Source organism: Pontibacter populi, from assembly GCF_019336435.1.
GTDB lineage: Bacteria > Bacteroidota > Bacteroidia > Cytophagales > Hymenobacteraceae > Pontibacter > Pontibacter humidus.
Genome location: NZ_JAHWXQ010000001.1, coordinates 1152145 through 1164948, shown reverse-complemented (window position 1 = coordinate 1164948; position 12804 = coordinate 1152145). Strand labels below are relative to the sequence as shown.

The following is a 12804-nucleotide window of genomic DNA, read 5'->3' as shown; positions in this document are numbered from 1 at the left end:
CTCCTGTCACAGCTCTTGCACTTTTTGCTACCGCGACCCAATTCTGTAACCCTAATATCAAATACATGCAGGCACCTTTACACCCTGAAACTGCAATCCGTATTTTAAAATCGCTCGTGCGCCTGATAGCGGCGCATGGTGCTGGCAAGTCTTTTCTGATACTTCTCTTTATATTCACTGCTACAGCCGCACAGGCATCGCATTTCCGGTATGGGAATGTTAGCTGGCGCTGGGTAAGTGGCAATACCGTTGAGTTTAAAGTAAGCCAGTCGTGGCGCTACACGGCGTTTTATGCCGGAAAGGGGCAAACTGTTAACCCCGGCGATTTCTTTTTCGGGGATGGAACGGCTACTGCTATACCCTTGCAGGTTACGGCTGTTAGCGAAACAGATGACTGGATGTACGGCGAGGCGATCATTACGAAAACCTATAGTTCGGCGGGCACCTATACAGCTTACTTTACCGGCTGCTGCCGCGTGAGCTCCCTCAAAAATAACGCTGATGGCAACTGGAATTTACAGACTAAGGTAACTATAGGCAACGGAAACAGTGCCCCGGTAACAACGCTTCCGGCTATAGTTAACCTACCGCATAGCAAAGCCACTGCTTCTTTCCGGATGCCTGTAACAGATCCCGATGGCGATGCGCTTACTTTCAGGCTGGCTAACCAGCAGGAGATGGGGGGAGGTAATAACCCGGAAGGCTTAGCTGTAAATGCCACAACCGGAACGTTCTCTTTTAACACGATAGGCAAGCTGGCAGGCGATATGTACAATGCCGGCATTACGGTTACCGATAGCAGGGGAGCCAGCGTAACCACAGACTTCGTTATCAAAATTACAGAGCAGTCTACACCACCGGTGTTTGATTATAGTATAACGCCGGCTAACCAGGTGGTTTTCCAGGTATCACCCGGCCAGAACGTGAATTTTGTAGTCAAGGCCCAGGATGCAGACCCCAATGACAATGTAATGTTGCAGGCTACCGGCATTCCGGCAGGTGCTGCCCTTAACCCGGCGCTGCCAGCTACCAATAACCCCGTACAAAGCACCTTCTCCTGGACGCCAGCTGCTGCAAATCTGGGGGTGCATGTCATCAACTTTATAGCCCAGGACCTGAAAGGTGTGCAAACCACTACATCGGTAACTATACAGGTGAGCTACAAACCTAAATTTGATGTACCGCCCACGCCAGCTGCCAAGAGTTATACATTCGTAAGTCCGGGGCAAAGGATAGATTTTACCGTGCAGGCATCAGACCCTGATGTAACTGACAAGGTACAACTGGTAGAAATAAAAGGGCTGCCGGATGGTGTAGCTAAACTGCCAACTATAGCTGCAAACCCGGTAAACATGCCCGTAACCTGGACACCGGAAGTAAAGAACTGGGGTGTAAATGCCATCACCGTAAAAGCGCGCGATACCCATAAAGACGAACAGGTACATAGCTTTAATATAGTTGTGAACACGCCTCCGGTTTTTGCATCAGCCCCAACCGAATATCCGTTGGCAGCTGGCTATGCCTATAGGTATGAAATTAAGGTGCAGGACAGCGATCTGAACTATGGCGACCGCCTGGATATATTTGCTAAACAACTACCCGCCTGGCTGACTTTAGTGGATAACGGAAATGGCAGCGCTACACTTTCCGGAACGCCAACTATAGCCGATGTAGGCGAATACACTGTAAAGCTGATAGCGGAAGATAAATGGCACCACAACGGCGGCTTGGCCGTGCAGGAACTATACTTAAAAGTAACTGACGCCAGCTGCGGTGATAACAACGAGAAAGTATTGATCTGTCACAACGGCCAGACGATCTGTGTAGCCAAAAGCAAAGTGCAGGAACACCTCGACCACGGCTGTTACCTGGGCACCTGCGACCCGCTTATCCCTGCTGAGGTTGTTGAGGAAGAGCTCCGGCTGATAGCGTATCCGAACCCTTTCAGTGCTGCTACCACCCTGGAATTTGTACTGCCAACTGCCGGCAACTATAAACTGGAACTTCTGGATGCAAAAGGCCAGCTGGTAACGATACTGCAGCAGGGCGAAGGAAATAAAATGCAATACTTCGAATCCGAAATCAATACAGCAGCTTTTAAACCCGGAATTTACTTTGTCCGCCTGATAACCGCCACACAGGTGCAGCACGTAAAGGTTGTAAAACAATAGCGTTCCGCTGTACTTATCGCTGCAAAAACGGGCATTTTAGTCCGTTAAAAACACTTACCTTTGCGATTGGTTAAGTATAAATGCCTGCAATTACACGGCGGAGGCCATAAAAGCCCATATTTATACGTTTTACTATTCGCGGATTTTGGAAGACAAACCTAAAAATACAGGCAGGGTATTCGATGCAGACGTGCTGAAGCGGCTCTTTGAGTTCGTGAAGCCACACGTGCGTATTTTCTACTTTATCGTATTCCTCACTTTTGCCTCTGCTATACTTGCTGCTGTACGCCCTTTCCTGATACAGTACACCGTTGATAACGAGATATTACAGGGCGACTGGCAGGGCCTGAACAAGATGTTCGTGATCTTGGGTGTGCTGCTGGTGGTGCATGCTATCGTTCAGTACTTACATACCTATTTTGCCGGCTGGCTCGGGCAGCATGTGGTCCGCGATATCCGCATCAAACTATACCGCCACATACTTGATCTCCGCCTTAAATTCTTCGACCGCACCCCAATCGGCACCCTGGTAACCCGTAACGTATCGGATGTGGAAACTTTGTCGGATGTGTTCAGTGAAGGCCTTGCCGCGATGATCGGTGATATTCTGCAGCTGGTATTTATAGTTGGCTTCATGTTTTACATCGATTGGGAACTGGCACTTGTCAGCCTTTCTACCTTCCCGATCATGCTCATCAGTACCTACATTTTTAAAGAGAAGATAAAAGAAACGTTTCAGGAAGTGCGCACTGCAGTTTCCAGGCTAAACTCGTTTGTGCAGGAGCATATTACCGGCATGAGCATCGTGCAGATCTTTAACAACGAGAAGCGCGAGATGGACAAGTTCCGGGAGATCAACAAAGAACATACCCGCGCCAACGTGAGGTCTGTGTTATACTATAGCATTTACTTTCCGGTAGCCGAGATAATTGGTGCTGCTGGTCTGGGTTTGCTGGTTTGGTATGGTGCGCATGGCGTGATAGATGACGAAACATCACTGGGTACGCTGATGGCCTTTATCCTGTACATCCAGATGTTCTTCCGCCCGATACGCATGATAGCCGACCGCTTTAACACGCTGCAGCTGGGTGTGGTAAGTACCGAACGCCTGATGAAGCTACTGGACAGCAAGGAAATGATTGCCGACAACGGTACCTATACGCCGGAAAAGATAAAAGGCAATGTGCGGTTCGAGAATGTGTGGTTTGCCTACAACGACGAAGAATGGGTGCTGCGCGATATTTCGTTTGATGTAAAGGCTGGCGAAACAGTAGCCTTTGTAGGCGCGACCGGTGCCGGTAAAACATCCATCATCAACTTGCTCAACCGCTTTTACGAGATCAACAAAGGCCATATTATAGTGGACGGGCACGATATAAAAGAATACGACCTGAGCGTATTGCGTCACCATATCGGGGTTGTGCTGCAGGATGTGTTCCTGTTCTCCGGAACTATAGCTGACAACATTAGCCTGGGTAATAAAACCATTACCGAAGAGCAGATGTGGCGCGCCGCCGACCTGGTTGGTGCCCGTAAATTTATAGAGCGCCTGCCTGGCGGACTACACTACCAGGTAATGGAGCGTGGCGCAACTTTATCGGTAGGCCAGCGTCAGCTTATTTCGTTTGTACGGGCTATGGTATATAACCCGGAAATCATTATCCTGGATGAAGCCACTTCCAGCGTAGACTCCGAAACCGAAGAACTGATACAGTATGCGATCGACCAGCTGATGCACGGCCGTACCTCTATCGTGATTGCACACCGCCTGAGCACTATCCAGAAAGCAGACAAGATTATAGTACTGGATAGGGGCGAGATAAAAGAAGTAGGTAACCACGAAGAATTGCTGCGGCACAACGGGTACTATGCCCAACTATACCAGATGCAGTACAAGAACATGATCATTATATGAGCAGGAAATTTTTAGTAGCCATAGGCCTTATTATGGCCGTTATGGTGGGTATTTATGCCTATGTAGGTGGCTTTAGCGAGCCTAAAGTGCTGGTAACAACATCGGAGCCACTGCTTTTTGCCGGACAACGGTTTGAGGGAACTGTTAAGGACAAAGCTTTCGGCGAAGCCTTTCAGAAAGCTGCAAAGCTGGTAGGGGAGGGCAATATTCAGGGAGTGCTTGGTAATGTATACTATAATAATCCTGCAGGTAAAAGTGATACCGTCAAAGCTTTTATCGGCGTCCTAATACAAGACTCAACTATGCGCCTGCCTGAGGGGTATGAATTGCTGCATGTGCCGGGTGGCCGCAAAGTAGTGCACTCTGAGATTAATGCGCATTACATGATCGCGCCAGGTAAACTATACACCAACCTGTTTGCATATGCCGAGGAGAATAAACTTAAGCTCGAGGACTTTTATGTGGAGTGGTTCCCGGAGGACCGCAAAGCGGTGGTGGAAGTGCCGCTAAAAGAATAACCTTGCAACTATAGAATAATCGGTATATTTGGTAAGGCTAACTAAACTATAGCCGCTACACTTTGGGCAAAAAAGCAGACGTAAAAAAAGAGCTGATACTCGAAGCAGCCAAATCCGTGTTCGGGAGGCTGGGTTACAGTAAGGCTACGCTCGACGATATTGCCCATGCCATCGGGCTTAAAAAGCCTACCCTGTACTATTACTACAAAAGCAAGGAAGTGCTCTTTATAGAGGCATTTTCGCAGGAGTGGAAGGATAGTTTGTACCGGATTAAGAAGATTGCCGAACAGGAGCCCGATCCGCACAAGCAGCTTTTACTCTACATTCAGTCGTCGTTGCGCTACTATCAGGAGATCGTAACACAACACACCATTTCCATTAAAGTACTGATCGAAACGCGCAGCCTGTTCCAGAAGCTTTTTGCAGAATCCAGGGCCAAGGAAACAAACTACTATGCTACCGTTATAAAGGATGGTATCGAGAAAGGTGTGTTCATCCCCTGCGAAGCCGAGCGCGTAGGCTACTCTATTATGGTGGTAAAAGACCTGATCCAGTTCGATGAGTTTGAGCGGGCCTTTTACCAGCAGCTGCCAACTATAAATTTCGCTAAAATAGAGCAGGATGTGCTATTTACCATTTCGCTTATTCTGAATGGTATCAGCAGTAAGCAGCAGGCACAGCCCGAGCAGTAGTAACCTATTCAGTCGCTTTCGCTTTAAGCTCATTTAGTTTGCTCATTAAAGCATCTACATCGGCGTGGTGGCCTTTGGCAACTTCTGCAGCATCTAACTCAATCAACATATTTTTCATTTGCTGCAGGTACGCGGCTTTGTCTTTCTTGAGGCAATTCTTTGGGGTATCGTGGCAATCGCCGTTCTCTCCTTTGGGTTTAAACATGCTTCCCTCACCGTAAATAAGCCATTGCGGATTCAGGTCAGGGAAGTTTTTTACGATAGCGACCAACTCGTCCAGCAAAATATTGCAGCCATTCAGGATGTTGTTCAGCGTTTCTTCGTCGCTGCCTGTCATCGCTTTCAGGTCGTTCATTTCCAACTCGTTCAGGTGCGTGTAAAACCTGAATCTCTTGCCGATTTGCTGTAAGTCAATAGCCATATATAGTAAGTTTAGTGGTGAATGTGATTATGCTATACGTAACTATAACAGAATCTGCTCTAAAAAATTCCGACAACATAATAATGGCATAGTTATATCCTGTAAAACAGGCAGGTAATAGTATGATTTTGCAGGGGTTATAGTTGCCTCAAAGCAGACTAAGAAGTTCGCAGTAGATAGGTTTCGGACAAAGATGTCAGAAGTAACTTCAAAACTACAGCAGCAACTATAACAAAACAGAATTACCCCCTTGAGGGGACTACAGGGGTGTTGAAACAGAAACTATAAAACTGTAAACCCAACTATAGCACTAACAGAAATTCCCCTCTCGGGAGGGGTAGGGGTGGGTTAAAACCGTAACGATAAAACTACAACTCAAACTATAGCAAAGGTTTTACCTCCCTTCTACCAAGATCCTTTCAGGATGACAGATGGAAGAGTAAGAAAAGCTCCCCGCCTTAGACAAGGAGGGGATAAAGGGGTGGTTGGATCACGGCAACTATAGAACTAGAACTACCGCCACTACTTTTGACTGTCCCTACCGGTCCAGTTGAGTTACAAACTCAACCCTATAGTTAGACACGGGTTGCAAACCCGCGCCAGCAAAACTTGTTTGCAGAAACTATAGAACTATAACTTAAACTATAGTAGGTCCAAATTCTGCCAATCCTCTAGCCCTGAAAATCCCGATTCAGATTACTCCATTTCTTCCGTCTGCAGTTGGCGTTCGTATAGTTCCTTGTACAATCCCTGCTGCCTGATCAGTTCATCGTGGGTACCATGCTGAATGATCTCTCCATCATCCAGCACCAGAATTCTATCCGCCAGCTTTACCGATGATACCCTGTGCGAAATGATGATAGAAGTACGGTTCGCCATAATGCGGCGCAAACTGTTCAGGATAGCATTTTCCGTTTTGGTATCTACTGCCGAAAGTGAGTCATCGAGGATAAGGATGCGCGGCTCACGTACCAGTGCCCGTGCTATAGATACCCGTTGCTTCTGCCCACCCGATAACGTAATGCCGCGTTCGCCCAGCTTTGTATTGAACTGCTCCGGGAAACGCATGATGTTCTCGTACACATCAGCATCTTTGGCTGCCTGCACCATTTGTTCTTCGGTTATACTTGGTAGGCCAAAACCGATGTTATTCCGGATAGAATCGGAGAAAAGGAATACATCCTGCGGCACATACCCGATCTGGCTGCGGAGGCTTTCGATGTTATAGTCGCGCACATCCACCCCATCAATAAGAATACGACCGCTCGTTACATCGTACATGCGCGGCAGCAAGGTGGCTATGGTGCTTTTGCCTGAGCCGGTATTACCAATAACAGCCAGGGTTTCGCCGTGCCTGATATTGAAAGACACATGCTTAAGCGCGTGGATGTTAGTGTCAGGATAAACAAAATCTACGTTCTCGAAACGGATGTCGCCTTTTATCTCTTTGCTGATGTTTTCACGGGAAACAATGTCATTTTTAGTATGCAGGAACTCGTTGATACGCGCCTGTGATGCTGCTGCCCGTTGCACCAGGCTGGCCGTCCAGCCGAGCGATGTAACCGGCCAGGTAAGCATGTTCACGTAAATAATAAACTCGGCAATGTTACCGGTGGTTATAGTTCCGTTTATTACTTCCTGTCCGCCAATGTAAATGGTGATGATCGTGCTGAGGCCAACCAGGAAAAGTATAAGCGGGAAGAAGAGGGAGTTCACAAAGTTCAGGTCTAGCGATTTGTCTTTGTACACATTACTGGCTGTTGTAAAGTTGGCATGAGAGTCATCTTCACGCACAAAAGATTTCAATACCCTTATGCCTGAAAAAGCTTCCTGCACAAACGTGGTTATTCCTGAAAGGCTACGCTGTATCTCATCAGATTTCCGCTCGATGATGTTGTTTACATAGTAAATGCTGATGGCCAGTATGGGCAGCGGTATCAACGTATACATGGTCAGCTTCACGTTTACCGATAGCATGTATGGGATTACCATTATAAACAGTACCACCAGGTTAAGGCCGTACATAATGGCCGGGCCAAGGTACATGCGCACGCGGCTTACATCTTCTGAGATGCGCGACATCAGGTCGCCAGTGTTGTTTTTGCGGTAAAAGCTGAGAGGCAGGCTTTGGTAATGCTCGTAAATTTCGTTCTTCAGGTCGTTCTCAACCAGGCGGCTCATTACAATTATAGTTTGCCGCATAAAAAACAAAAACACGCCACGCAGCAGGGCCATCACCAGTATAACCACCCCATAAACCAGGATACTTTTGGCGAAAATTTCATATACCATACCCTGCTGCTGCGTTCCATCGTAAAGGTTGTGAAGGTTAATTCCTTCTTTAATCAGGTTAAAGGCGTAGCGTACTACCTGGGCTGGCAGTATCTGGAAAAAGTTGGAAATAATGATAAAAACCAAACCCCAGAAAAGGCGGAATTTATACTTGAGCAGGTATTTATTTAAGTAGCGTAAAGATTTCACGGTAAGTTATTAAAGCCTAAGGCCTTTTACGATGATATGCAAAGTACAAATTGAATAAATCAAAAAAAGAATTAATTTTGCAGCGCGAAAAGAGGGTAGCTTGCTGCATGCTCCGGCACAAAGATAGAATAACACTAAACCAATTTCATAAATGGTCGAAATTAAAGAAGTAGAACTGAAGAAAGACACATCATCAATCTTCGGTCAGATTTCAGAATACAATCATGAGAAAGTTGTTTTCTGCCATGACCACGAGACAGGCCTGAAGGCTATCATCGGTATTCACAACACGGTACTTGGTCCTGCTCTGGGTGGTACGCGTATGTGGTCTTATGCTTCTGATGCTGAAGCGCTGAATGATGTACTGCGTCTTTCAAGAGGTATGACTTACAAAGCTGCTATCTCTGGTCTTAACCTGGGTGGTGGTAAAGCGGTGATCATCGGCGATGCCAAAAAAGATAAATCCGAAGCGTTAATGCGTCGTTATGGTCGTTTTGTTAAGAACCTGAACGGTGCTTACATTACTGCTGAAGACGTAGGAACCACTACAAAAGATATGGAGTACATTAAGATGGAAACAGATCACGTAGCTGGTTTACCAGAATCAATGGGTGGTAGCGGAGACCCTTCTCCGGTAACTGCTTACGGTACCTATATGGGTATGAAAGCAGCTGCTAAAAAAGCATATGGTTCTGATTCATTGGAAGGCAAGAAAATATCTGTACAGGGTGTTGGCCACGTAGGTGGTTACCTGGTAGAGCTGCTTGCTAAAGAAAATGCACAGATCTTTATCACAGATATCTATGAAGACCGTCTGCGTGAGATCTCTAACAAATATGGCGCTAAAGTGGTAGGCATGGATGAGATCTATGATCTTGATGTGGATATCTACTCGCCTTGTGCGCTTGGTGCAACTATAAATGACAGCACACTTGCCAGACTTAAGTGCCAGATCATTGCAGGTAGTGCAAACAACCAGCTGAAAGATGAGTCGGTTCACGGACCAGCACTTATCGAGCGTGGCATTTACTATGCACCAGACTTCCTTATCAATGCAGGTGGTCTGATCAATGTTTACTCTGAGCTGCAGGGCTACAACCGCGAAAGCGCTTATGGCCAGACAGAGCGTATCTACGGTTATACATTAGATATTTTTGAACTAGCTGAGAAAGAAGGAATCCATACGCAGCTTGCAGCTACCAAACTGGCTGAACAGCGTATCCAGAGCATTGGCAAAGTTCACTCAACTTACTAAGCTATAGCTTAGCAACAACTATAAATAAAGTAAAAGTGCTGCAGTAATTGTGGCACTTTTACTTTAAATACACCATACTAAATTGTGTTATAGGCTACTTGCTTTGCAGTATGCGTATAGTTACAAACTTTGCCCACCGGGCAACTATAAATTTACTGTCACAACACGTTCTTTATACAATTAATTATGCTTAACCGCAGAACACTACGAATTAAAGCCATGCAGGCAATCTATGCATATATGCAGGCCGAAGGTTCTGACTATTTGCTGGCACTGGACCAGATAGGAGAAGATTTTGCACCGGATCTTAACGCGATGGAAGTGCAGGACAGGAAACTGCTCGAAGGACAAAAGCAGATCGCAACGCTGCTTTTTAAAGAGTGGTATGAGAAGCGCCAGTTCGATGCAGAAGATGCAGACAAAGAAATAGTGAATGCGGTAAACAGGGCTATTGTATCCTACCAAAACCAATCTAAGAAAGACCGCCGTTATTACCACGACCAGATGCTGATCGCCGTTGAGCGCATCTACGACCACTATCTGGCAAACCTGCAGCTAATGGGCGTACTGACAGACCTGGTAAAAGAAGAGGAAGAAAAAAGAAGCAAACGCTTTACAGAGGCTAAAGGCCCGGACGTAAAACAATTCCTGCGCAACCAGCTTGTGCAGCGCATCCTGAATAATAAGTCTTACCAGCAGCACATCATTCGTCGTAACATTAGCTGGGGTTCCGATGTTAGTGAAATAGCACAGGTTTACAGAGCTGTAATTAAGCAGGACGAAGTGTTCCTGGCGTACCTGCAAAACCCGTCGCCGTCGCTTTCTGACGACTTTGAGCTGGTGAAACATATTTACAAAAACATTATCTTTAAAGAAAAAACTTTACAACCTTTGTTTGAAGAGCAGGATCTGAACTGGGCTGAGAACAAAGCCATCGTGAAGAGTCTTGTAAACAAAACCATTAAAATGCTTGGCGAGGAATCCGAAGGCAACGCAGAAGATGTAAAGCTGCTGGACCTGTCGCCAAATTGGGAAGACGATAAGGCATTCTTTGAAGAGCTTTATGAGCAAACCTTGCAGGAAACCGAGAAGTATGAAACTATGATCTCGGCGAGTGTGCAGAACTGGGATGTTGAACGCGTAGCCCTTCTGGATAAGATCATACTTAAGATGGCACTCAGCGAAATGTACATCTTCCGCAGCATACCTGTTAAGGTAACCATTAACGAGTACATCGAAATATCAAAGATCTATAGCACGCCAAAGAGTAAGCAGTTTATAAACGGTGTGCTTGATAAAATGGCTCAGGAGCTAGTAAGCAAAGGCGAAATACGCAAATCGGGCCGCGGACTTATTGATAACAAATAAGTTTTATGCCCGGGCTACCATTTAGCCTGAAATGCCGTAAGGAGAGTAAATAAATAGAATCCGATATATTAGCATATACAACTATGGGTAAGAAGACAACCGCCATATTGGCTTTTGCATCTGGCGCAGCAGTAGGCGCAGCGGCGGGCATTTTGTTCGCTCCTGAAAAGGGCCAGGAAACACGCAGCTGGCTTAGCTACCGTTTAGAGAAATACCGTGATACACTTTCTGACCTGCTGGAACAACTTGTTGCAAAAGGCGATAACCTGCCAACCAGTGCAAGAACAGAAGGTCAGCGCGTAATACAGGATGCAAAAAGCAAAGCTGAAAAGCTGCTTGGTGATGTAGACTCGCTTATAAACGAAATTAATAGCCGGAAAGAACTATAGATATGAGACAAATCACACTTATTCCTGGTGATGGAATAGGCCCGGAAATTACTGAGGCTGTAAAAGCTATTTTTGCTGCAGCCAATGTGCCCCTGACTTGGGAAGAAGAAAACGCCGGACAAACCACTTTTGATGCTATCGGGGAGCTGATACCAGCAACACTGATCGCCTCTTTAGAAAAAAACAAAGTAGCACTTAAAGGCCCGATCACGACGCCGGTTGGCAAAGGCTTTAAGAGTGTAAATGTGCAGTTGCGCCAGAAGTTTGACTTATACTCGAACGTAAGACCGGCTAAAACCACAAAAGGACTTGTAACCAGGTTCGAAAATGTAAACTCGGTACTGTTCCGTGAGAACACTGAAGGCTTGTATTCTGGCCTGGAGATGTTCGACGAGCGCCTGCAGATATCTGATTCCGTGGCCCGTATTACACGCTTAGGCTGCGAAAAAATCATTAAGGCTGCATTTGCTTATGCTGATAAGCATGGCTGCAAAAAAGTAACAGCTGTTCATAAAGCCAACATCCTGAAAAGTGCCGGTGCATTATTCCTTGGCGTGTTTAACGATGTTGCAAAACAATACCCGCATATACAGGCCGATGACAAGATCATTGACAATATGTGCATGCAGCTGGTTGTAAAACCGGAGCAGTTTGACGTTATTGTAACAACAAACTTGTTTGGTGATATCCTTTCAGACCTTTGCGCCGGTTTAGTTGGTGGCCTTGGTGTGGTAGCTGGTGCAAATATTGGCGACGATATGGCTATTTTTGAAGCTGTGCACGGATCAGCTCCGGATATAGCAGGCAAAGGAATAGCTAACCCGACAGCTCTGCTTCGTTCGGCTATTATGATGCTGCACCACATTGACCTGAAAGAGCAGGCTTATAAAATAGAGGCAGCTCTGGATGCGACACTGGCAAATAAAGAAGAATGTACAGGCGACCTGGGTGGTAAAGCCACAACTATGGAATTTGCCCAGAATATCATCTCTAAACTATAACTTATTAATCAGACGTTATTATAGTATGAAAAAGAATCTGATCTATACTTTTGCAATGGCTGTGGCGCTAATGGCTACCAGCTGCAACGAAAACACTGCTACTGATGCAGAAGCAACAACAGGTAACGATGTAGCTACAACTGCACCGGCAACTGAAACTACTGTAGACAACCCGAACATTGCCACTACCGAGCAAACAGCCGCAACTACCACTGCTGCTAACCCAAATGCTCCGGCAATGACGTTTAAAGAAACCGTTTACGATTTTGGTACTGTAAAACAGGGCGAAGTAGTAAACCATACCTTTACCTTTACCAACACAGGCAAAGAGCCGCTTATTATCGAGAATGCTTCTGCATCTTGCGGCTGTACCGTACCTGAGTGGCCAAAAACTCCGGTAGCACCAGGTAAAACAGGCGAGATAAAAGTGCAGTTTAACAGCACTGGCAAGTATGGCCAGCAGGCACCAATGGTAACGATACGTGCCAACACAGAGCCTAACATTACGCAGGTATCTTTAAAAGGTACAGTAGAGGCCAGCACTATACCTACAGCAGGTGCTGAAGGCCCGGTAAAAAGAAACTAATACGATC

Annotated in this window: 11 protein-coding genes; 9 read left to right on the top strand and 2 right to left on the bottom strand. The window is 46.2% G+C overall.

Translation table 11 applies throughout. From position 1 onward, the window contains the following. Positions 1–65 precede the first annotated feature (65 nt). The 4 genes from KYK27_RS05020 to KYK27_RS05005 all read left to right on the top strand — a co-directional run bounded on the left by KYK27_RS05020 (position 66) and on the right by KYK27_RS05005 (position 5296). Positions 66–2171, top strand: coding sequence for a putative Ig domain-containing protein (locus KYK27_RS05020; protein WP_199108887.1), 2106 nt, complete (start codon positions 66–68; stop codon positions 2169–2171). Between the two features lie 145 nt (positions 2172–2316). Then, positions 2317–4086, top strand: coding sequence for an ABC transporter ATP-binding protein (locus KYK27_RS05015; RefSeq protein WP_199108886.1), 1770 nt, complete (start codon positions 2317–2319; stop codon positions 4084–4086). After that, the gene (locus KYK27_RS05010; RefSeq protein ID WP_199108885.1) at positions 4083–4604 is read left to right on the top strand and encodes a GyrI-like domain-containing protein; all 522 of its coding nucleotides are present in this window, start codon (positions 4083–4085) and stop codon (positions 4602–4604) included. The genes KYK27_RS05015 and KYK27_RS05010 overlap by 4 nt, the downstream gene beginning before the upstream one ends. Positions 4605–4666: 62 nt before the next feature. Further along, entirely contained in the window at positions 4667–5296 is a 630-nt protein-coding gene (locus tag KYK27_RS05005) for a TetR/AcrR family transcriptional regulator (RefSeq protein WP_199108884.1), read from the top strand. Positions 5297–5300: 4 nt separating this feature from the next. On the opposite strand, the gene KYK27_RS05000 is transcribed toward KYK27_RS05005, so the two are convergent. Both KYK27_RS05000 and KYK27_RS04995 read right to left on the bottom strand, forming a co-directional pair. Continuing rightward, complete coding sequence (locus tag KYK27_RS05000; protein WP_199108883.1) at positions 5301–5717, bottom strand: hypothetical protein; 417 nt, start codon at positions 5715–5717, stop codon at positions 5301–5303. Positions 5718–6413: 696 nt separating this feature from the next. After that, positions 6414–8198, bottom strand: coding sequence for an ABC transporter ATP-binding protein (locus KYK27_RS04995; RefSeq protein WP_199108882.1), 1785 nt, complete (start codon positions 8196–8198; stop codon positions 6414–6416). A 151-nt stretch (positions 8199–8349) separates the two neighbouring features. Here KYK27_RS04995 and KYK27_RS04990 point away from each other — a divergent pair, with 151 nt between their 5' ends. The 5 genes from KYK27_RS04990 (at position 8350) to KYK27_RS04970 (ending at position 12797) form a co-directional block, all read left to right on the top strand. After that, positions 8350–9453, top strand: coding sequence for a Glu/Leu/Phe/Val family dehydrogenase (locus KYK27_RS04990; protein ID WP_162428009.1), 1104 nt, complete (start codon positions 8350–8352; stop codon positions 9451–9453). Between the two features lie 219 nt (positions 9454–9672). After that, positions 9673–10821: a transcription antitermination factor NusB gene (gene nusB, locus KYK27_RS04985; RefSeq protein WP_233150254.1), complete on the top strand. Its 1149-nt coding sequence runs from the start codon at positions 9673–9675 to the stop codon at positions 10819–10821. 83 nt (positions 10822–10904) lie between these two features. Further along, the gene (locus KYK27_RS04980) at positions 10905–11210 is read left to right on the top strand and encodes a YtxH domain-containing protein (protein ID WP_199108880.1); all 306 of its coding nucleotides are present in this window, start codon (positions 10905–10907) and stop codon (positions 11208–11210) included. A 2-nt stretch (positions 11211–11212) separates the two neighbouring features. Continuing rightward, positions 11213–12211 carry an isocitrate/isopropylmalate dehydrogenase family protein gene (locus KYK27_RS04975; protein ID WP_199108879.1) on the top strand — a complete coding sequence of 333 codons (999 nt, stop codon included), beginning with the start codon at positions 11213–11215 and terminating at the stop codon, positions 12209–12211. A gap of 25 nt (positions 12212–12236) precedes the next feature. Then, positions 12237–12797: a DUF1573 domain-containing protein gene (locus KYK27_RS04970; protein ID WP_199108878.1), complete on the top strand. Its 561-nt coding sequence runs from the start codon at positions 12237–12239 to the stop codon at positions 12795–12797. Positions 12798–12804: the final 7 nt, after the last annotated feature.